Origin of the sequence: Flavobacterium sp. SM2513, from assembly GCF_050908145.1 — a bacterium.
Taxonomy (GTDB): domain Bacteria; phylum Bacteroidota; class Bacteroidia; order Flavobacteriales; family Flavobacteriaceae; genus Flavobacterium.
The window spans coordinates 1,650,528-1,672,481 of record NZ_CP194228.1 but is presented as its reverse complement, the minus strand read 5'-3'; the positions used below and the strand labels follow the sequence as shown (position 1 = coordinate 1,672,481).

The following is a 21,954-nucleotide window of genomic DNA, read 5'->3' as shown; positions in this document are numbered from 1 at the left end:
AGATGCTCCATCGAAATCCTATATACACCTATATGCTGGAAGTAGGTCTCAGTGAACGTGTAACGATTAAACGTTAGTTGGAAAAAAAAGCAGGTTTTTAGCCGCGCAGCTAGTTTTTTATTCTATTAAGTACGGGAGGAGCCGCTCCACTTACCTCAACTATCTTTATGACGGTTTACCGTTCTTCGCGTGCTGACTTTCCTTAATTGCTCAAATGACATTTTACAAGTTCATCTGAATAGATGGTTGTCCTTTTATTGAAAAACTTGAAGTATTTGATAATTTCAGCAAACTCATTCGATACTAATCGATTTAAAATCAAATTATTGGTTTGAGCGCTTAAAAATTGGCGAACTAATTCTGAACCACCTCATAGTCGTTCCGTTAGATTCATTGTTTTAGACTAATTTTTTTTAATCGCCTATCTAGGTTGGTGCTCTTAAAAAATAAGTATCTGCTGAAATTTCGTCGATAAAACTACTGCTTCTGTATAGACAATAGCACCAAACATATATTAGACTTTAGGACACGAGGATATAAACGCACCTTTGAATAGTAAATTAAAAATAAGTTACTATGAAATTATACCTCACCCTTGCCTGTTTCTTGGTCCTGCAAGTCAGTATTGCACAAGAAGTACCGCTTTCCGCTCAATCCAAAACGTGGACTTTGCAAGAATGCATCGATTATGCATTGGAGAACAACATAACTATTAAAAGTGCGACTCTAGATAAATCCACAGCAGAAATTACTTATGACCAATCTAAGTCCGAACGCCTGCCCAACTTATTTGGTAGTGCTTCCCAAAACTTTTCTAATGGTAATTCTATTGACCCGATAACGAGTAATTATGTTACCGATCAAATCCATAGTACGAATGTGGGGATAAATAGCAGCATGACATTATTTCAAGGCAATCAGTTAAACATCAAGATTAAACAAAATAAGTTGTTGCTGGAACAAAGTATCTTTCAGGAAGAAGTAGAACAAAACAACATAACTTTAAATATTTTAGAGAACTACTTGCGGGCTTTGTACAGCAAGGAGAGTATTGTTATAGCAGAAAATAACTGGTCGGCTTCCGAGAAAGAAGTTTTGCGTGCCAAATCAAGATTTGATGCCGGAAGCATTGCCCTAAGTGACTATACAGAAGCACAAAGCCAGGCTGCAACCAACAAATACAACGTGATTGCCGCCAAAAACGACTACCAACAATTATTATTGGTATTAAAACAACTACTAGAACTAACCCCTCTGGACGACTTTGCACTAGCCGAACTTCCCGATAACAGTGCGATTCTTAGTATACCTATAGACAAAACGGCGTTATACCAAAATGCGTTTGGCTTTTTACCCGAAATGAAAGTCAGTGAAATGAATCTGTCCGTATCTGAAAAAGCATTGGATATTGCAAAAGGAGCTTATTTGCCAACACTATCGTTAAATGGCAGCGTAGGTTCCGGTTATACAAGCGTTAACGATGCTGCATTTTCGGACCAATTTAATGTCAACTTTAACCAACGTGTTGGATTGTCCTTGAGTATCCCAATTTTCAATCGTAATCAAACCAAAGCGGCAGTACAAAAAGCAACTATTACTATTGAAAAAGCAAACATTCAAAAGCAAACAACCGAAAAGGAAGTGTATAAGAAAGTAGAAACAGCCTACCAAAATGCTTTAGCAGCACAGGAACAAGTAGCGGCTTCACAAGCTTCAAAGGTAGCAGCGGAACAAACCTATCAATTGGCACAGAAAAAATACGAACTAGGAGGCTTAAGTACAACCGACTTGGTTTTGAGCCAAAATACATATACCAATGCACAACAGAATTATTTGCAAGCCAAATACCTCAACATTTTATACCAACAATTATTACAATTTTACCAAGGAAACGAAATTAAACTTTAATCTACATTCAAATGAAAAAGAAAAAATTAATTATAAGTAGCATAGTACTACTAGTACTTGCTATAGGAGCCTACCAATATTTTAAAACCGATACTTCTGTACTGATTGAGGCTAAAACGGTGGCAACCAAAAAAGGCAGCGTAAGTACGATGGTGACGGCAACCGGAACTATAGAACCTATAACCCAAGTGGAAGTAGGAACACAAGTTTCTGGTGTAGTAGAAAAAATATATGTGGATTATAACAGCGAAGTTAAGGAAGGCCAGCTTATTGCAGAGTTGGACAAAACCAATTTAAAAGCGTCGTATGTACAAGCTCAAGCGGGATACAACAATGCGGTAAGTCAGCGTAATTATTTGCAATCCATATTTACAAGACAGAAAACACTGTATGATAACCAAGTCATCAGTCGATCTGATTACGACGATGCCTTTTACAACTTAGAAACAGCAAAAGGAACGGTAACTCAAAGACAATCGGACTTGGCACAAGCCAAAACCAATTTAAGTTATGCCGATATCTATTCGCCTATTGACGGGGTAATTTTATCTAGAGCCATTGACGAAGGGCAAACGGTAGCTGCAAGTTTTAGTACACCCACCTTGTTTACCATTGCACAAGATTTGAAAGAAATGCAAGTGGAAGCCGATGTAGATGAGGCCGATATTGGAGAGGTCAAAGTAGGACAGAGAGTGACCTTTACGGTAGATGCGTACCAAGGCGAAACCTTTAACGGAACAGTAACTCAAGTACGACTAGACCCAACGGTAACCTCTAATGTGGTTACCTACACCGTAGTTGTGAAAGCCGAAAACCCCGACTTAAAGTTGAAGCCAGGATTAACGGCTACCATTTCCATTTATACCTTGGAGCTAAACGACATTCTGACCACAGAGGCAAAAGTCATCCAGTTTAGGCCAACTCCTGATGTGATGCAAGCTTACAACCAACAACAGAAGTTGGCCCCCTCAACACCTATGGAGCGACCAAAGCAAGATGATACTGCAACTATCGTATGGGTATTAGCTACTGATGGTTCCATTAGTTCTAAAAAAATAACTATAGGCGCCAGTGACGGCGTAAATGTTCAAGTCTTGGAAGGCCTGATAGAAGGCGAAAAGTTGGTGTACAGTTTGAAAGCTGGTGTAAAAGCAGATATCCCCCAAGAAGTAACTGAGGAAAGTCCGTTTATGCAGAAACCACCTGGAGGAGGCAAAAAAAGATAAAATACCATGAAAAAAGAAATCATAAAAATAGATAGTTTAAAACGAGAATTTACGATGGGTACGGAAACGGTGCATGCGTTAAAAGGCGTTTCTTTTTCCATTAAGGAAGGCGAGTTTGTCACCATCATGGGCTCTAGTGGCTCAGGAAAGAGTACGTTGCTAAATATTCTAGGCTGTTTGGACCAACCCACTTCTGGTATTTACGAGATCGACGGTGTTCGGGTGAAAGACTTGAGTCGGGATGCCTTGGCCACCATTAGAAACGAGAAAATTGGATTTATATTTCAATCCTATAACCTCTTGGCCCGTACCTCAGCCATCGAGAATGTAGAATTACCCTTGCTATACAACAGCAAAGTTTCCACTACTGAACGACGAGAGCGAGCGATTAAAGCATTGGAATTGGTAGGCTTAGGCGACCGGCTACATCATACGCCTTCGCAATTATCCGGAGGACAACAGCAAAGGGTAGCTATTGCAAGGTCTTTAGTGAATAATCCGGTAATGATACTCGCGGATGAAGCTACTGGAAATTTGGATACCCGAACTTCTTATGAAATCATGTCGCTGTTTCAGGAGTTGAACCAAAAAGGCATTACCATCACTTTTGTAACCCATGAACCCGACATTGCTACTTTTAGCAGTCGAACTATTGTGTTGAAAGACGGAGCCGTTATACAGGACATTCCGAATACCAATGTGCAATCGGCCGCGACACAATTAGCTAATTTACCACAAGAAAATCATTAATTATGAGACTATTAAACCTATTTAAAATAGCATTAAAAGCCATTGTACTGAACAAAATGCGTACCCTACTTACTATGTTAGGAATCATCATTGGGGTAGCGTCCGTTATTGCAATGCTTGCCATCGGGGAAGGAAGTAAAGAAAGTATCCGTACTACGATATCGGCAATGGGGTCTAATATGATTACCATTCGACCAGGAGCCGATGTTCGAGGTCCTGCCAAAGGTAGCGGAGGCGATGTACAAACGCTTACACTCAAGGACTACGAAGCAATCAAAAAACAAGCCGATTTGCTCAGCTATATTACACCAATGGTCAATGGAGGCGGACAAGTTATTAGTGGTTCCAACAACTGGCCGAGTTCCATATATGGAGTCAATACGGAGTACTTGGACATTAAAGTAGTTGGCTTACAAAGCGGAAGCATGTTTACCGAGGCAGATGTACAAGGAGCAGCAAAGGTAGCCCTGATTGGACAAACAGTAGTGGAAAACATATTCACTAATGGTACAGACCCTGTGGGACAAATGATCCGATTTAATAACATCCCGTTTAAGGTGATTGGTGTTCTAGAGGAAAAGGGCGAAAATACTTTTGGACAAGACCAAGACGATGTAGTTATTGCTCCTTATACTACTGTACAAAAACGTATTTTGGCGATAGACTACTTGAACCAAGTAATGGCATCGGCTGTAAGTGAAGAAGATGCACCCGATGCAGTACTGCAAGTAACCGAAATATTACGGGAGCAACATAAACTTATGGACGAGGAAGAAGCTGACTTTTATGTTAAATCAATGGAGGAATTGATTTCGACGTTTAGCTCTACCAGCGAAATGCTAACACTTTTGTTAGTTGCCGTTGCTAGTATTTCACTATTAATTGGAGGAATCGGAATTATGAATATTATGTATGTTTCGGTAAAAGAACGTACAAAAGAAATAGGACTTAGAATGGCAGTTGGTGGAAGAGGCTCGGATATACTGATGCAGTTCCTTATCGAAGCTATACTAATTAGTATTACCGGAGGCATCTTAGGTGTAATTTTAGGCCTTGCCGCTACTTTTTTTATTGAAAAATTCTTACATTGGCCTACAAGTGTCGCCTTGTATTCGATTGTTATATCGTTCATCGTCTGTGCCGTTACCGGTATATTCTTTGGGTGGTATCCTGCCAAAAAAGCTGCAGCACTAGACCCTATAACCGCTTTAAGATACGAATAAGCCATGATACATAAAAATAACAAGATAAACACGTTGACCCATATTCTAATTTGGCTCGTACTTTTTAGTATGCCTTACGTACTTTCTTATGGGCAATCGCAAGAGATCAATCGCATTATTGCACACTTCTGGATCCCATTAGCGTCCTATGCGATTATCTTTTATCTAAACTACTTTTTGTTCATTGACAGGTATTTGTTTACCAAGAAAACACTACTATTCTTGGTATTGAATCTAATAGCAATTTCGCTATTCATCACACTAATAGAGCAAATTGAAGTGAGTTTTTTTAGTGAATTAATGAGAAAGCCCAGCGAAGACAAAGGTTCACCTCGTTTTAAAATGTTTTTTTACGTGCAAATGTTATCCTACATGGCACCGCTGCTTTTTGCCATAGCGATTAAAACGACGCACCGGTACATCAAAACAGAAGCAGAAAACCAAGAGGCTATCCAGCATAAATTACAATCGGAATTGAAGCATTTGCATTACCAATTGCAACCGCATTTCTTTTTTAATTCGCTGAATAATATTTACTCTTTGGTGGATGTTTCACCCGAGCAAGCCAAAAGTTCCATCCACAGTTTGAGCAAACTAATGCGGTACCTGCTTTATGAAACCAATTTAGAAAAAGTACCGTTGTCTAAAGAAATTGAATTTTTAAAGAAATACATCGATTTGATGAAGCTGCGAGTATCCGAGAAAACTAACGTAGAATATAGTTTTCCCGAGCAGTTATCTACAATACAGGTTGCTCCGTTGCTGTTTATATCGCTGATAGAAAATGCATTTAAACACGGGGTTTCGGGCAGTAAGGAAAGCCATATAAAGATAGTGATGGCGACGGAAGACAATAAAATTTTGTTCACCATTGAAAACAGTAATTTCCCTAAGAAAACAGATGACAAAAGTGGTTCTGGAATTGGCCTGGTAAATTTAGAAAAGCGATTGCAGTTACTCTACCCCAACAAGTATTCCTTTGACACCTCGGTAGAGGAAGGTGTTTTTTTAGTAGCATTAGAAATTGAAACCGCATAGACCTATGAGCAACTTAAAAATATCCTGTATTATTGTTGATGACGAACCAATGGCACGCAATTTAGTAGAAAGTTATGTGGCAAAAACTCCTTACTTAGTGTTAAAGCAGACTTGTGCAAGTGCTATTGACGCGATGGAGTTTTTACAATCGGAAGCAGTGGATTTATTATTTTTGGACATCCAAATGCCAGATCTTTCAGGTATAGAGTTCTCTAAAATGCTACCTAAACATACCCGAGTCATTTTCACGACCGCATTCGACCAATATGCATTGGAAGGTTTTAAGGTTGAAGCGTTAGACTATTTACTTAAACCATTTGATTACGCAGAATTTCTAGCAGCCGCTAACAAGGCAAGAACTTGGTTTGAATTGATAAAAGGAAAAGAACAATCCACCGCCTCATCATCTGCTTCTCCGGATAAAGAATTTTTATTTGTTAAAAGTGAATACAAACAGCTGCGAATCAAGCTCACCGATGTCTTGTATTTTGAAGGGCTAAAAGACTACATTAAAATATGGCTGAAGGACAATCCCAAACCCATATTAACGTTGATGAGTTTGAAATCGTTAGAGGAAGAGTTGCAGGAAAGTCAGTTTATGCGAGTGCATCGCTCATTTATTGTTTCGTTGAAAAACATTGAGACCATAGAACGCAATCAAATTGTAATTAATAACCAACGCATTACTATTTCTGAACAGTACAAACCAAAGTTTTTAGAGTTTGTGAATAATAACTCGTTGCAAAATTAGTTCTCGGCAATTCCTTCTACAAAATACAAATGAACAATCCCGATTACAGATGCTAAAACACTCTTTATACATAGTCGATAGAAAAGACAAAGTCGTAGATAAAAAACTCCTGAACGTCTATTTTCTTTTTGTACTTTGGAAATAGATTGTAGTTTTGAATTAGAAATATAACACCCTTAGACTTTAAACTAAATAGTGCTTTTATAGTCTAATTAAATTAAACGAGATGAAATTCGCTATATCCTTACCCCTGCTTCTTTCCCTTTTAGTTACCAGTTTTTGGACTAGCAATGGGCTAGCACAAACTGAAAAGGCAGAAGCGAACCAAGAAATCCATGTGTATGATTTTGAAGCATTAGAACCTTTACTATATACAGAGTCCGACAAAACGTATATCGTTAATTTCTGGGCGATGTGGTGTGCTCCTTGTGTAAAAGAAATGCCTTATTTCCAAGAATATGCAAATAATCATCCTGAAGTCGAATTGCTTTTTGTAAGTATGGATTTTCCCAAGGAAATCGAAACAAAACTGAAACCATTCCTGAAAAAGAAAGGAATTACGGCTAAAGTAGTTCTCTTGGACGATCCCGATGCCAACCGTTGGATTGACGAAATAGACCCAAATTGGTCGGGTGCTTTGCCTTTTACCATTGTATTTAACAACAAAAAACGAAGCTTCCATGAGAGAAGTTTTGAAAGTCTCGAAGAATTAGAAATTGAAGTACATAAAACCATTAATTAAAACCACTAGAAATGAAAAAATTGAATTTATTGTTTACAGCGATCCTTTTATTTGGAGCTGTACTTATGACAAACACGTATGCACAAGAACGTCAAGGACCGCCAAAAGGAGACCGCAAGGGACCACCTCCAGGAGGAAAACACAATCCTGAACAAACTAAAACCTTGGAAGAAATTGGAGGCTATAAGATAGGTGATGTGGCAACCGACTTTAGTCTGAAAAATGTAGATGGGAACATGGTTTCATTGTCTTCCATTAAAAATGCCAAAGGATATATTGTGGTATTTACATGTAACGAATGTCCGTTTGCTAAAATGTACGAAGACCGTTTGATTGCTTTGCAGAAAACCTACGCTAAAAAAGGTTATTCCGTAATTGCTATTAACCCAAACAGTCCAGAAAATGAGGACGAAGGTTATGCAGCAATGCAAAAAAGAGCCAAAGAAAAAGGATTCAATTTTCCTTATTTAGTAGACGAAGGCCAAAAAATCTATCCACAATATGGCGCGGTACGTACGCCACACGTGTTTTTATTAGACAAAGAAAGAAAAGTACAATACATTGGTACGATTGACGACAATGCAAAATCTGCCAAAGACGTTAAAGTTAAATACCTAGAAGATGCGATTAACGCATTGGAAAAAGGCGAAAAACCAAATCCAAATTTCACAAAAGCCATTGGATGCCCGGTGAAGCCAAGTAGTAAGTAGATTCCTCAAAAAGTTTGTTTATAAAGCATCTATAATTTTTCAATTTTTTGGAAATTAATGGTTGTCTTTGGTATAGTGCAATTGAGTGATAGACCTACTTCTGTCGCGTTTCAAATTTATCACAATAAGGGCTATATGCCGTAGGTGAAAACCTTTAGTCCTGCTTCGGTGGGACTTTTTTTTGTCCTTAAATCAAACCTATACTTAAAAAGTCTATTTGAATTATCAACAATTATTCCGCCTGTACCTGCGATGAAATCTATAATTATTGCATGTATCAATAATTTTTCAGTGAGTCAAATTACTAAAAAAGTTTAAAAAATCATCAAAAATATTGGGACAACAAACTGTAATCTTCTATATTTACACCACTATTCGATGCGAATAGCAGGAGCTATTCGAGGCTTTCGAACTACTAAATTTGCTCAAAAAGACGGGTTACTGGCTGCTTTTTTTGAGCTTTTTTTATGCTTAAAAACGACTAAAGAGGAACTTAAATCGTCCTTTTTTCATTAAAAAAAGTAGTTCAAATCATCAGAACTTAGCGATAAACTAGAAGCGAAGTTAACATTGTACCCCTGCTCAATTCGCTGGGACACGATTTAAAGTTCATCAGGATGAAGCATTTGGTTCATCAGGACGAAGTGAAAGTTTTGTTGGGTCAGGTTGATGGTGATTTTTTCAATTCAACGCCTAAAAAAAGCCCCGAGTGCAGGAACACTCGAGACTTTCAAACCACTAAATTTACTCTAGTGACGGGTTACTAGCCGGCTTTTTGGAAGGATAAATTACCTAATAATAGGCGTAATTTTTTTCCTGGACGAAAAAGAATGCGACTTTTGACTATGTCATTGGCCGTCACTTCTTCAGGCGTCACTTGCCCTACAGCACTCAATCTGATTTGGAAGTTCCCCAAACTACCCAACTTTACAATCCGACCTTGGCCTAATTCCTTAATAATGTTATGTTCCAAAGAATGCAAAACGACATAACAATCCGTGTCGGTTAAGGTACTTTGGTACGCAATCATTTCGGTTAAGGCCTTCATGTCGGTTTCGCCATTGCTGATTGCAGCGGCATAAAATTTTTCAGGAGCCACGATGTCCTGCGGATTTTTACGTGGTAAAACACGATACTTAACACTCATGATTTCTAAGAGTTTAAAGTGATAAGTATACTCCTCACGAGTTCCTTATTTCATTTACAAAGAATATAAATTATTCGGGGAATAAAAAGTCAAACGTATTCACAATTTTAGATAGTTTTTAACAATGTAGCAAATTCAATACTTTCGGACGTTTTAAATTACAAAACGTTGATTAAAAATTATTTATAAAAAACCAAGTAGTAAGAAATGCTTTAAAATATAATATTACTTTTTATATTAAAAAAGTTAAAAAATCATAGATTATGCATCTTAGCCTCTGAAAACTGTAGTATTAAAACTACAGCAATTCATCTTGTTTAGCAAAAAAATTGTCTTGTATGTAAAATTGTCCTCTACTGTCTTGTTTTTATCAGTTGCAACAAAGCGATCTTGCCACGCAGTTCCCTTTATCATCAAGTGGAAGTTACTTAAAGCAGGAAATTTACAAGGACTACAGTTAAATAAAACCAAAACATTCTACATAGTATCTTTTTATAAGTAGTTTTGTCCAATGCAGCAAGAATTAAAATCAGAACTCACCAAACAACTTATTGTAGACCAAGCGTTTCATCTGTTTTATGAAAATGGTTTCAAGACGACTAGCATCGATACAATCATGAACGCCACTTCTCTTACCAAAGGCGCTTTTTATCATCATTATAAAAGTAAAAAAGAACTGGCTTTAGCTGTTATTAGTTCTAAAATACAAAATAGAGTTCACGAGGCAATGGTACTTCCTTTGTACGAGATTGGCGATGCCTTGACTCTATTAGAACATACTTTTTTGACTCGCATGAAATCTTTTTCACGCTACGAAAAAAAACATGGTTGCGCGATGAACAATTTGATTAATGAAATCGGCGATTATGAAGCGGCATATCAAGAGGCATTAAAAAACATTATTGAAACATGGAAAAAAGCTCTTGTGCTTCTGATCAATCGCGGTAAAGCAGAAGGCAGCATTCAGTGTGACATTTCTAGTACTGCCGTTGCTGTTTATTTAATCAGTGCTTTCGAGGGAATTCGGGGTATTGGCAAACTTTACACTGATGATGCTATTATTGACGACTATCTTTTGGGATTGTCTTATTACATCAAACAATTAAGTGCCTGAAACTATTTTGCGTGAAGCTAATTAAAATTACTTTTTACCGATTCAGTACTCGTAAAAAGAAAAGTGTATTCTACTTTCAATCTATTAAATCAATTACTACTTCATTTTAAAATCATTAAAACTATATTCTATGACCATTAAATTCAAACCCTTCCATTATTTAGTATTAAGTACAGCCCTACTCCTTTTTGTAGGTTGTAAGGATGAACCTCAAACAGAAAACAAAGAAACTATTACTATGGAAACAGCACAAACAGAAGATGGAACAAGACCTTTAGAGGAGGATTTAAACAATCGTAAAACGGATTTTGAAAAGAAAGCTTCGGCGGATAAAAAGAAAATTTACGCCGAAGGACTTCAAGCATTGGAAGAAAGCGGTATCACTAAAAATGCTTTGCAAGTTGGTGATGTAGCACTTAATTTTACGCTTAAAAATGCTTCAGGTAAAGAGGTTACTTTATATGATGAATTGAAAAATGGCCCTGTAGTATTGATGTGGTACCGTGGCGGATGGTGTCCTTATTGCAATATGACACTTCACCACATGCAGGAGGCCTTGCCAGAATTCAGGAAAAACGGTGCAAGTTTGTTGGCACTTACGCCAGAAGTTCCAGACAGTTCGATTACAACCAAGGAGAAAAACGAACTTGAATTTGAAGTCTTGAGTGATTTGGACAATACCGTTGCAAGAAAGTATAAAGTAGTTTTTAAATTAACAGATGACGTCGCAGCTAGTTATGAAAAGTCATTTGGATTGAGTACGTATAACGGCAACAAAAAAGCCGAGTTACCTCTTGGAGCGACTTATATCATTGGTCAAGACAAAGTAATTAAATATGCTTTCTTGAATATCGATTACCGTAAAAGAGCGGAACCACAAGATTTAATTCGCTTTTTGAAAGAAATGAAATAACCTTGCTGACTTATACTTCAGAAGTAATTTTTTAAATAAAAAAAATGGGGTATTACACCCCATTTTTTACATTCCTATTTTATCTGTATTCTGGGTTTTCAAACTCCCATCTTTCGCCGTCGTCCCATTTCTCTCTAGAATTTCCATAACTAGGATAACCTTCGTTTGCTTTTAACATCGAAGCCAAGTGCAACAGGTTATACGACATAAACGTGGTGTTTCTATTTGTGAAATCACTGTCAAAACCTACGGGTTCTTTTAATTTTTTGCCTTTCCATTCGGTATCACCATAACTTGCACCTGGACCAACTTCGCCAATCCACCCGCAATCAGCTTGTGGTGGAATGGAATATCCCACGTGTTGTAAGGAATACAAGATACCCATTGCGGCATGTTTGATTCCGTCTTCATTTCCTGTTATAATGCATCCGCCCACTTTTCCGTAAAAAATATATTGGCCTTTGTCATTGGTCTCCCCACTCATTCCATATAATCTTTCAATTAACTTCTGTGCTTCTGATGATTTTTCGCCTAACCATAACGGCGTTCCCATAACGAGAATGTCTGCTTTCATGATTTTTTTGAAAATACTTGGCCATTCATCCTTTTTGAAACCGTGTTCGGTCATATCGGGATAAACACCAGCTGGAACATCATGATCTGCTAACCGAATTTCTTCCACATGCACCTTTTCTTTCTTCATAATGGCTTTGGAAACATCCATCAACGTATCTGTGTGGCTTTTTTGTGGCGACTTCTTTAAGGTACAATTGATATAAAGAACGCTTAAATTACTAAAATCTTTTTTTTTCATAGTTTGTTTTTTTGTTGAATAAAATTGCTTTCTCTACAAAAGCATAATAGTAAGCTTCGCTAAGTTACAAAATTTGATTAGAATAAAACCGGATTGGTAATTAAGTCTTGTTTTATCATTTCTGTAGTTTGATTTTAATTTCTTATTCGCCAAAAATGGAATGGAAGGCTAAACATTAAAATAGTTTTGATACTGTAATAAAAGAGTTATTCCTTCCCTTATCTCGCGGTTTTTGACTTTCAGTACATCGTCTTTCGAACCTAGTCTCGTCATCATTAAGTAGAGCACTAGACCTTAGTAAATTAAAAGTGATTTATTTTACATGATTTAACAACCAAACACATTTTTTATTATATTTGATAGAGCCATAAAGTAGGATGTACTTCATTGCTAAGTAAGATGCATTTGTATAATTTAATTTACCTTATTGAATGGAAGAAAATATCAACCCTGAAGAATCCAAACTAGATAAGTATACCGAAGAAAGAGTAAAAAAGGGTATCGAAACTTTACTTAACGAGAAAGAATTGAAAATAAAATGGCGAAAGGAATTAGAAGATAATCCTGCTGTTGTGAATTACTTCAACACTTTTCGTAATAATGCAATGGATGATTTCATGACTCATTACCTAAATGTCAAACATTCGTACTATACGTATGGTGATATGTACAAAAAATTGTCTGAAAAAAGGCGCGATAAGTGGATTGATGCAGCACATGAGCAACTTAATTCTATTCTTCAAAAGCAATTATTTGACAAACAATGTTTATGGCGTGCGGAACAAATAACTTTTGAAGAAGTCGAAATTGCAGCCGATTTTGAACTTTGGTCTAATGATATCTTTAATTGTCCTTTCTTAGAACCTGTAAATTGGGCAGATATTGAAATGTACATCGATTTTTTAAACAATAGTGATATAAACAGAAACGACTTATTTGATAGTTGTATTGAATGGCAAAATTTTAGTGAATTTAAAGCCGGTTATACTTCTAGCGAAGATGATAATTATTTGAATTTACCTGAATGGTATGATTTTCATAACAGTAGGACGGAAAATAGTACTTTGCTATTGATGCAAGACATTAGAGGTGAAAAAGAAGGTTTTTATATCGACTTGTATTTTGAAGATATTCGACCTCAACGCGAAAGAGAACGTATTGAACACGAAAAAACACTGGACAAAAGACCTTATTTATCTACCCATTCATTTGAACATACTGCTTATTTTATTTCTACTTTTGAAAATAAAGAATGCCAAAAACAGTATAAATACTATCATGAAATGACGCATAAGCGCGACCCTTTTGAATTTAGTGAATTGATAGAACACATTTTAAATGCGGAGGAACCCATCCCCATATCTTCTCATTATAATCTTATTGATGCAGTAGAACTTGCTTATAATGCATATTATAATAAAAAAGTAGCCGAACATTTACCTATTGCTTTTGAACAATATTTGCTAACAAACCAACTTGGTTTTAAAATGGAACGTAAAAAAGACAATTATTACCAAGAGATTAGAGAAATTTATGCAAACCAGATTTTAAAAGGTAGAGAGCTAAATGGCGAACCACAAAATTTTGATTTTTGAACTACCTTTAAAACTGGAGCAACAATTAGGATATTTGCAATATTTCTGCCAATAACAAAAGAAGTTGTATCGCAAAAACTAAAAATTAATTCATGAAAGAATGGTTCAAATATGAGTTTGGTTATGTCAATATTGACTCTGAGAATCTTTACTTGACCAATTCAGGGAATTGGAGCGAAATTATTGATTTGCAAGAACAAACAAAACAAATTACTCATGAAAATGACCGTAAAAGCTCTTTAACATTAGGGTTTATAATTGTAGTGGTTTGCTTTTTTGGGTTCTTACTTTATAAAAATTATATAGCTGGCAAAGTAGGGATACTTTTAATTGCAGTAACTGTTGGCTTAGGATACAAAATGTATGCTTATTTAAAAACTGAAATTGGAGCAAAATTTAAAATTCCTCTTGTAAAGATTACAAATATTACTGAAATCGGACAAAACGTTGAGATTTCCTTTATTAATGGCGATGGTGATTCAGTTGTTTATAAATTACACCGAATTGATAAAAGAGGAATCGGCCTCATGCGTTTATTAAAAAAACCCTAACAACTTTCAAAACTCCTGGCAACAATTTTGTCTATTAACGTCTTTTTACTACATTTAAATAAAAATTCTCATGTAGATTATTAAAATTTTATATGAACAACAGTAAGCACGCCACACGACTTAAAAGTATCTATAAGTTTAGTAAAATTGACAACTTCAGTTTCAATTTTTTTACCGTACAGTTTTTTACTATAATGCTTTTTTTGTTTTATATAAAATTCACTTATGCTGCATGGGGAACCATCCCTGTTATCCTCCTTTTCATTTATTTTTCGTTTTCAAAAAAATTTAGTTATGCTTTAAAATCAATTATCGCTATTTCAGCAATCACGGCTTATTACACGTTTGCTTTTATATTATATGGTAAATCGATTAATTTTGTGGTTTTAACTTACTTTACTACAATAGTAATGTTGATTATGATTCGCAACTATAAGTTGATGATTTATTTTAGTTTACTCATTTTTGTAGTCGTTGCCACTATTATTTACTTTGACTTTTTTGGATATGACTATGGCAACAAAAGGTATTATGGAGATGGCCTGTATGATTATTTTTTTTATTTCATAGTGCTAATGATCACACTCTACTTAGTGGTGTTACTTACTTCGAGAACAAGGGCAGTTGCCGGAATTATTAATGATTTAAAAACGAAGAATAGCGAATTAATAGAATCTCGAGCGGAGTTGAAAAAATTACAGATCAACAAAGAATCATTTTTTGCTATAATGAGTCACGAAATCAGAACGCCCTTAAATGCTATTAAGGGAATTTCTGATGTTTTAAAAAACAATGTTGGTACTGAAGAGGATAAAAATCTATTAGAACTAATGGACTATTCTACCAATCATTTATTGGCCTTAGTTAACAATATATTGGATTTTACCAAATTGAACGACGGCGCTTTCACTTTGCAATACAGTCAATTCAACTTGCGAAAATCACTAAACTCCTTGTTTAAAATGAATGAACGAATGGCGCTGGAAAAAGGTTTAGCTTTCGAAATTGAAACATCGAAAAATATTCCCAATACGGTTTTTGGTGATCAAAACAGAATCAATCAAATTGTTTTAAATCTTTTGAACAATGCTATTGAATACACCAAAGTGGGCACCATAAAAATGCTAGTGGGCGGAACCTATACCAGCGGTAAAAAGGACGAGTTTCAACTTCAAATTACTATTTCTGACACGGGAAAAGGAATAGATAAAGACCTCAGCGACAAAGTTTTTCAAAAATACGCCACTTCCAACACCTCCGAAAAAAGTGTAGGATTGGGGCTTACTATTTCAAAAGGTTTGATTGATTTAATGAATGGCACAATTTCTTATGAATCACTCCTCAATCACGGTACCACCTTTTACATCACAATTCCCCTACCTGTTGTCGCAGATAGCGAAGCTCTTTTAGAAAAAGCAGAAAATAAATTTGAAAACACAGCGTTAAAAATGCTTTTGGTTGATGACAATAAAATCAATCTGTAGGTTTTAGAAAAACAGTTGAAAAACAAACTAAAAAATAGCCAAATTACTGTTGCTCATAATGGCTTAGAAGCATTGGAATTAATTAAAAGGAATTCATATGATATTGTGCTGATGGATGTAATTATGCCTCTAATGGACGGAATTACCGCAACCAAACACGTTCGGAATTTAGCAGATGAAAGTAAAAAACACCTTCCTATTATTGCTTTAACTGCTAATGTTGCCGAAAAAGATTTGACGGAATGTCTCGTGGCAGGAATGAATGATTTCGTAACCAAACCCTTTGAAATTAATGCTTTATTGAAAATAATTTTGAAAGAGTTACAGTAATTTAAGAAAAGAAAAAAGCTGGATATTTCGTAGCAAAACCTCGCAGTTGCAAAGAAAATTCTACCTACCTGTTTCAAGTTTAATAGTGAAATTGACAAAGCCATTGACCTCCTTTAATTATATCGGATCGCTTTCATTGGTGAAATCTTGGTAATAATATACGATGGAATCAGCAGAATCAAGAAACAAATTACAACCGTCAGAAGGTTAAGCAAAAGAATATTTTCGACACCGATATAAACGGGAGCTTGATTTACGTAATAATTTTCTGGATTTAGTTTTACAATTCCAAAATGTTTTTGAATCAACAGAATACCAATCCCGATGGCATTTCCCCAAAAAAGTCCTTTTCCGATTAAGTACAGTGCATTGTAAAGAAATATTTTACGAATACTCCAATTGTTTCCACCTAATGCTTTCAGAATCCCAATCATTTGGGTTCGCTCTAAAATCAAAACCAATAAAGCTACAACCATATTTATGGTAGCTACGAATATCATTACTATTAAAATAATCTGAATATTGATGTCAAACATTTTGAGCCATTCAAAAATGAAGTAATACTTTTCGACAATGGTTTTTGAGTCAAATGGTTTTGATTGGTCTTGTTTATTAAACGTTCCTTTATAAACAGCACTTCCCAGTTCTTCAATTTTATCAAAATCGTTCACGAAGATTTCAAAAGCACCTACCTCATCTGTCTCCCATTTATTCATTCGCTGAATGTGACGTATGTCTCCAATGATATAATTAGCATCAAATTCTTGAAAACCAGAATCAAAAATTCCAACTATCTCAAAATTTCGTTTGTTGGGATATTTATTGACTTCATTTTTTAGAAAGAAGGTAATAAACTTGTCCCCTAATTTGAGATGAAGTCTGTTTGCTAAAAATTTAGAAATAATTATTTCATCGTTTAAGTTGGAATTCACATTTGGCAATCGCCCTTCAAGAATATAACTTTCAATACTTTTCCAGTCGTAATCCTTCCCTACTCCTTTAAGAATAGTTCCTTCAAAAGTATTCTCCGTTCTGATGATTCCCGTTTTGGTGGCGATTGCCTGAATATGCGTCACTTCTGGAACTGCCGTAAATTTTGGATAGAAATCTTGATTCGTCGAAATGGGTGACAAAGTTTCTTCAGACTGATTACTGTCGTAACTCGATACAATAATATGTCCGTTAAAAGCCGATATTTTATTTCGAATTTCTTTTTTGAGTCCGATGCCTGTTGCCACAGAAACCAACATCATTATGATTCCAATTGCAATTGCCGAAACTGCAATTTTTATAATTGGTCCAGAAATACTACTTTTATGATTTTTAGCAGTAATTAGTCTTTTTGCAATAAAATATTCTAAATTCAACCGATTTATTTTTCATCAAAAATACTTCAATTGCTTTAAATTGTCCCTATTTTTACCTATAAATATATTGATTTGTCTATGAATACATTTTTTGCCCGTTCCCGCTTTTACTTTGGAAATAAAAATATTTTTTTTAGCTCGGTTAAACTGCTTCTCATGTTTATGCTTTTGGTATCGTGCAAAAGTTTTACCGCTACAAATTATTCAAAACCTAAAAAAGTCGTACTAAAGACGAAGGTCAAGGCGGTCAAGTTTATGACGGGTGCTGATAATTTGCATGAGCATTTTGAGTTGTTTGAAAACAAAAAAGTAGGCATTGTTACCAATCAAACGGGTTTAGTAACGTATGATTCGATATCTAAATCCATGGCAGATTCAGGACCGGTAAAACAAAAGATACTTGTGAAAACAGTTCATTTAGTAGATTATATTACTGAAAAAACGCCTCTTCAATTGGTTAAAATTTTTGCACCAGAACACGGTTTTCGAGGAACTGCAGATGCTGGAGAACATGTGGATGATTCTAAAGATGCAAAAACAGGTTTGCCGATTCTGTCTTTATACGGAAATAATAAAAAACCCACTGCGGAACAATTAGCAGGTATTGACATCTTGCTTTTTGACTTGCAGGACGTTGGAGCTCGTTTCTATACCTACATTTCGCATTTACATTATATTATGGAAGCTTGTGCTGAAAATAATGTTTCGCTAATTATTCTGGATCGTCCCAATCCCAATGGTGGTATTATTGATGGACCAATTTTAGATACCGCATACTCGAGTTTTGTGGGAATGCATCCGATTCCAATTTTACACGGAATGACTATTGGCGAATATGCTTTGATGATAAATGGTCAAGGTTGGCTCAAAAACAAAGTGCAATGTCACTTGAATATTATTCCTTGCGAAAATTACCGCAGAACGATGCCGTACAATTTGCCCGTAAATCCATCCCCTAATTTACCCAATCCACAATCGATTAATTTGTATGCGAGTTTATGCTTTTTTGAAGGAACCAACGTAAGTGTGGGACGAGGAACGGAAACACAATTTCAGATTTATGGTTCGCCGTTTCTTCCCGAAAGCGAATTTGCATTTACTCCTGTTCCTAATTTTGGTGCAAAAAATCCTCCACATAATGGTGTTATTTGTTATGGTGAAGATTTAACTCACGTACCAAAAGTGAATCAATTGGAATTAAAATGGTTGCTAAAAGCTTATAATGAAACGAGTAATCGTGAAAAATTCTTTAATTCTTTTTTTACCAAATTAGCAGGAAGTCCGACGTTGCAAAGTCAAATTGAAGCGGGACTTTCTGAAGCATCTATTCGCAAAACTTGGGAAGAAGGCTTGGATGATTTCAAAAAAATGCGAGAAGATTATTTATTGTATCCTTAAGAAGTAAAATTAGGGCTGAAGCATAAAGCTAGCAGTAAGATGATTTTTAGCTGTAACATTATATTAAAATTTTATAATTTCTGTGGCAAAGAAATTGAATCAAATTTATTACTTTAGAGAAAAATTTGAAAACCCAATAAATCAAAAATCTATGAAATATTCAGAAATTATTTTTAGTTTAATGGATGAAGTACGAAAGCTTATCCAATTTATAAATGAGTACGTTGATAAAGGCCTCGAGTTGTTTGAACAAATACGGCAATGGGCTATAAAAGCCATTGAGTATATAGAAGCTAGAATTAACGAGTTTACTTATCGAGTAAGAAGCAAAACAGACGATTATCTTGAGTTTTCCGACGATGATATGTTTGTATAAAAACTAAAACCCTGAACAATCAGGGTTTTCTTGTTTTAAAGCGGCATTCTTTTCTTCATTTCCTCCACAATATTATAAGCTGCGGGACAGATTTCGATATTTTTTAAAGTCAAATTACTTATTTGCTGGAACTTTTTTCTATCTGTATGCGGAAATTCTCTACACGCTTTCGGACGAACATCATAAATCATGCAGTAGTTTTCGGCGTCTAAAAAAGTGCAAGGCACGCTTTTCAAAACGTAATCATTGTCTTCATCGATGCGAAGATGCTGTTCGATGAATTGTTGTGGCTTTTGCCGAAAGTGTTTGGACACCCGTTCAATATCAGCTGAAGTAAAAAGCGGTCCTGTGGTTTTACAACAGTTGGCACATTTCAAGCAATCGGTTTTTTTAAATTCGGCATCGTGTAAATCTTGCATTACGTAATCCAAATTCTTAGGCGCTTTCTTTTTCAGCTTATCAAAATACTTTTTGTTTTCGTTATGCTTATCTTTGGCTAATTTTCCGAGTTCGTTGAGTTGTGGTTTCAATTGCATTGATTTGGACTGCAAATTTAAACAACTTCACAAACCTAACCCCTCAATCTGAATCAAAATGTTGGATTTATTTGGCAAAGCCATACTTGACTACCAAACTCAAAACGCTCCCGAACCATTAATTACGGCAACTTCTATTTCCGATGAAGATGAAATGGACGTCGCTTATTTGTTTCGTCCCTATGATTTGATGCCGAAAATGGAGCAAAAAGCATTGCAATTGGCTTTTGGAAAAGTCTTAGATGTGGGTTGTGGTGCCGGAAGTCATGCATTGACGTTACAAAACGACAGAAATTTAGATGTAATTGCTATTGATCTTTCTAAAAATGCAATTGAGACGTGTACGTTAAGAGGTGTAAAAAAGTGCGTTGCAATTGACATTCTAAAATTTGAAATGACAGACAAATTTGATACCATTCTGCTTTTGATGAATGGAACTGGCATTTTTGAAAATTTAAAACGAACTGCAGTTTATTTGCAAAAATTAAAATCGCTTCTAGCTATTGGCGGACAAATCCTAATCGATAGTTCAGATTTAATTTATATGTACGACGAAGACGAAGATGGTGGCGCTTGGATTCCGAGTACCAATTATTACGGCGAATTGACTTTCACCATAAAATATAAAGGACAAACTGAATCGCCTTTTCCGTGGCTTTATATGGACTACAACACGTTGCAAAATGCGGCTTTCGCCAATGGTTTGCAGTGTGAATTAATTCTTGAAGGTGACCATTTTGATTATTTAGCCAAGTTGACGCACCAATAATTAAACTTGTAGCAAATCAGTTGTAGCAATAATATCTTCTAACGCGTTGTACAAAACGTCTAAATCTTCTTGCGAATTATACGCATTGATGGAGTACCTCAAATAAACCTTTTCATTCAAAAGCATGATTGGAACTTGAATTTTGTATTTGTCATATAACAAATCTTTCAGTTCTTGTGGCTTTGAAGTTTTGATTGGAACACTTGCCATTTGTCCTAAGAATTCTGTAGAAATTGGCGCGATAGGTTTACTATTCATCAGTTCACAAAATTTAGGATAGTTTTTCAAAACCAGTTGCTTTGCTTCGGCTGATTTTTGTTTCCAATCATTTTCTTGTAAAAAATCAATAACCGCTGGCGTACACAGAAATGCCGAATTATCGTTGGTACCTTGGTATTCGTGGTAATCCAAAAACTGACTTTTACCAGGAGTCAAACTTTCATATCCCCAACTAACCACTAAAGGTTCTATTTGATTTTGCAATTCTTTTTTCACATATAGAAATGAAGAACCTTTTGGAGCCAACATCCATTTGTGCAACGTTCCCGTGTAATAATCGGGATTTAAATCCGCAATATCTAAATCAATGTGACCTGGAACGTGAGCTCCATCAATGATTGTTATGATTCCCAAATCTCGAGCTTTGTCGCAAATTTCTTTTACAGGAAAAATCAATGCGGTTGTACTTGAAATCTGATTAAGGAAAACAACTTTAGTTTTAGAAGTCAATCCTTTCCAAAACTCTTCTAAAATTTGTTCTTTAGAAACAATCGGCAGCGAAATCGGTTGACGCACATATTTTACACCCGAGTTTTTGCAGTAGAAATGCCATGTTCGGTCCATAGCTCCATATTCGTGATTGGTAGATAGTATTTCATCACCTTCATTTAAATTCAAACTTCGCATAACTGTGTTAATTGCAACCGTAGGATTTGGCGTAAATACAAAATCATTTGCCTCACAATTGATGAAAGTGGCTAATGATGCTTTGGCTTTAGCCAAATATTCAGGAAATTTCTTCTGAATAAAATGAACGGAATCCAGTTCCATTTCACGTTGAAAACTTTGATAACTTTCAAAAACTGGTTTGGGACAAGCGCCAAAGGAACCGTGGTTTAAAAAAGTGAGTTCGGGATTTAAAAGAAATAAGTTTTTCATCTGATTATTTTATATAAAAAAACCCAAACACAAGGCTCGGGTTTAATTCAAAAG

General features: G+C 35.6%; 22 protein-coding genes. 17 read left to right on the top strand and 5 right to left on the bottom strand.

What is annotated here, in order from left to right; translation table 11 throughout:
* Positions 1-576 precede the first annotated feature (576 nt).
* The 8 genes from ACQ5J2_RS06765 to ACQ5J2_RS06730 all read left to right on the top strand — a co-directional run bounded on the left by ACQ5J2_RS06765 (position 577) and on the right by ACQ5J2_RS06730 (position 8,348).
* Positions 577-1,908: a TolC family protein gene (locus ACQ5J2_RS06765; RefSeq protein WP_432672971.1), complete on the top strand. Its 1,332-nt coding sequence runs from the start codon at positions 577-579 to the stop codon at positions 1,906-1,908.
* Between the two features lie 11 nt (positions 1,909-1,919).
* A complete protein-coding gene (locus ACQ5J2_RS06760; protein ID WP_432672970.1) occupies positions 1,920-3,134 on the top strand; it encodes an efflux RND transporter periplasmic adaptor subunit in 1,215 nt (404 codons plus the stop codon).
* A gap of 6 nt (positions 3,135-3,140) precedes the next feature.
* Positions 3,141-3,884, top strand: coding sequence for an ABC transporter ATP-binding protein (locus tag ACQ5J2_RS06755; protein WP_432672969.1), 744 nt, complete (start codon positions 3,141-3,143; stop codon positions 3,882-3,884).
* A gap of 2 nt (positions 3,885-3,886) precedes the next feature.
* The gene (locus ACQ5J2_RS06750; RefSeq protein ID WP_432672968.1) at positions 3,887-5,107 is read left to right on the top strand and encodes an ABC transporter permease; all 1,221 of its coding nucleotides are present in this window, start codon (positions 3,887-3,889) and stop codon (positions 5,105-5,107) included.
* Positions 5,108-5,110: 3 nt separating this feature from the next.
* A complete protein-coding gene (locus ACQ5J2_RS06745; protein WP_432672967.1) occupies positions 5,111-6,145 on the top strand; it encodes a sensor histidine kinase in 1,035 nt (344 codons plus the stop codon).
* 4 nt (positions 6,146-6,149) lie between these two features.
* Positions 6,150-6,896 (top strand): LytR/AlgR family response regulator transcription factor, encoded by a 747-nt coding sequence (locus ACQ5J2_RS06740; protein WP_432672966.1) that lies wholly within the window; start codon positions 6,150-6,152, stop codon positions 6,894-6,896.
* Positions 6,897-7,122: 226 nt separating this feature from the next.
* Entirely contained in the window at positions 7,123-7,638 is a 516-nt protein-coding gene (locus tag ACQ5J2_RS06735; RefSeq protein ID WP_432672965.1) for a TlpA family protein disulfide reductase, read from the top strand.
* A gap of 11 nt (positions 7,639-7,649) precedes the next feature.
* On the top strand, positions 7,650-8,348 hold the full coding sequence (locus tag ACQ5J2_RS06730; protein ID WP_432672964.1) for a thioredoxin family protein: 699 nt from the start codon (positions 7,650-7,652) through the stop codon (positions 8,346-8,348).
* Between the two features lie 763 nt (positions 8,349-9,111).
* Here ACQ5J2_RS06730 and ACQ5J2_RS06725 read toward each other — a convergent pair.
* Positions 9,112-9,495, bottom strand: a complete 384-nt coding sequence (locus tag ACQ5J2_RS06725) for an HU family DNA-binding protein (protein ID WP_432672963.1) — start codon at positions 9,493-9,495, stop codon at positions 9,112-9,114.
* Between the two features lie 511 nt (positions 9,496-10,006).
* On the opposite strand from ACQ5J2_RS06725, the gene ACQ5J2_RS06720 reads away from it, so the two are divergent.
* Together ACQ5J2_RS06720 and ACQ5J2_RS06715 are read left to right on the top strand one after the other, a co-directional pair.
* Positions 10,007-10,609 (top strand): TetR/AcrR family transcriptional regulator, encoded by a 603-nt coding sequence (locus tag ACQ5J2_RS06720; protein WP_432672962.1) that lies wholly within the window; start codon positions 10,007-10,009, stop codon positions 10,607-10,609.
* Positions 10,610-10,739: 130 nt separating this feature from the next.
* The gene (locus ACQ5J2_RS06715) at positions 10,740-11,522 is read left to right on the top strand and encodes a peroxiredoxin-like family protein (RefSeq protein WP_432672961.1); all 783 of its coding nucleotides are present in this window, start codon (positions 10,740-10,742) and stop codon (positions 11,520-11,522) included.
* 79 nt (positions 11,523-11,601) lie between these two features.
* Here ACQ5J2_RS06715 and ACQ5J2_RS06710 read toward each other — a convergent pair whose 3' ends face one another.
* The gene (locus ACQ5J2_RS06710; protein WP_432672960.1) at positions 11,602-12,336 is read right to left on the bottom strand and encodes a flavodoxin family protein; all 735 of its coding nucleotides are present in this window, start codon (positions 12,334-12,336) and stop codon (positions 11,602-11,604) included.
* A 431-nt stretch (positions 12,337-12,767) separates the two neighbouring features.
* Here ACQ5J2_RS06710 and ACQ5J2_RS06705 point away from each other — a divergent pair, with 431 nt between their 5' ends.
* The 4 genes from ACQ5J2_RS06705 (at position 12,768) to ACQ5J2_RS06690 (ending at position 16,296) form a co-directional block, all read left to right on the top strand.
* Entirely contained in the window at positions 12,768-13,931 is a 1,164-nt protein-coding gene (locus tag ACQ5J2_RS06705; protein ID WP_432672959.1) for a hypothetical protein, read from the top strand.
* Positions 13,932-14,023: 92 nt separating this feature from the next.
* Positions 14,024-14,482, top strand: coding sequence for a hypothetical protein (locus ACQ5J2_RS06700; RefSeq protein WP_432672958.1), 459 nt, complete (start codon positions 14,024-14,026; stop codon positions 14,480-14,482).
* A gap of 92 nt (positions 14,483-14,574) precedes the next feature.
* Positions 14,575-15,966 (top strand): ATP-binding protein, encoded by a 1,392-nt coding sequence (locus ACQ5J2_RS06695; protein WP_432672957.1) that lies wholly within the window; start codon positions 14,575-14,577, stop codon positions 15,964-15,966.
* Positions 15,967-15,981: 15 nt separating this feature from the next.
* A complete protein-coding gene (locus ACQ5J2_RS06690; RefSeq protein ID WP_432672956.1) occupies positions 15,982-16,296 on the top strand; it encodes a response regulator in 315 nt (104 codons plus the stop codon).
* 113 nt (positions 16,297-16,409) lie between these two features.
* Here ACQ5J2_RS06690 and ACQ5J2_RS06685 read toward each other — a convergent pair whose 3' ends face one another.
* Positions 16,410-17,663: an ABC transporter permease gene (locus ACQ5J2_RS06685; RefSeq protein WP_432672955.1), complete on the bottom strand. Its 1,254-nt coding sequence runs from the start codon at positions 17,661-17,663 to the stop codon at positions 16,410-16,412.
* A gap of 162 nt (positions 17,664-17,825) precedes the next feature.
* Between ACQ5J2_RS06685 and ACQ5J2_RS06680 the strand changes: the two genes are divergently transcribed.
* The gene (locus ACQ5J2_RS06680; RefSeq protein WP_432673278.1) at positions 17,826-19,061 is read left to right on the top strand and encodes an exo-beta-N-acetylmuramidase NamZ family protein; all 1,236 of its coding nucleotides are present in this window, start codon (positions 17,826-17,828) and stop codon (positions 19,059-19,061) included.
* 151 nt (positions 19,062-19,212) lie between these two features.
* Positions 19,213-19,437: a hypothetical protein gene (locus ACQ5J2_RS06675; RefSeq protein ID WP_432672954.1), complete on the top strand. Its 225-nt coding sequence runs from the start codon at positions 19,213-19,215 to the stop codon at positions 19,435-19,437.
* 35 nt (positions 19,438-19,472) lie between these two features.
* On the opposite strand, the gene ACQ5J2_RS06670 is transcribed toward ACQ5J2_RS06675, so the two are convergent.
* Positions 19,473-19,967, bottom strand: a complete 495-nt coding sequence (locus ACQ5J2_RS06670; protein WP_432673277.1) for a YkgJ family cysteine cluster protein — start codon at positions 19,965-19,967, stop codon at positions 19,473-19,475.
* Positions 19,968-20,031: 64 nt separating this feature from the next.
* On the opposite strand from ACQ5J2_RS06670, the gene ACQ5J2_RS06665 reads away from it, so the two are divergent.
* Complete coding sequence (locus tag ACQ5J2_RS06665; RefSeq protein WP_432672953.1) at positions 20,032-20,742, top strand: class I SAM-dependent methyltransferase; 711 nt, start codon at positions 20,032-20,034, stop codon at positions 20,740-20,742.
* Here the strand turns inward: ACQ5J2_RS06665 and ACQ5J2_RS06660 are convergent, their stop codons facing one another.
* On the bottom strand, positions 20,743-21,900 hold the full coding sequence (locus ACQ5J2_RS06660) for an aminotransferase class V-fold PLP-dependent enzyme (protein WP_432672952.1): 1,158 nt from the start codon (positions 21,898-21,900) through the stop codon (positions 20,743-20,745).
* Positions 21,901-21,954: the final 54 nt, after the last annotated feature.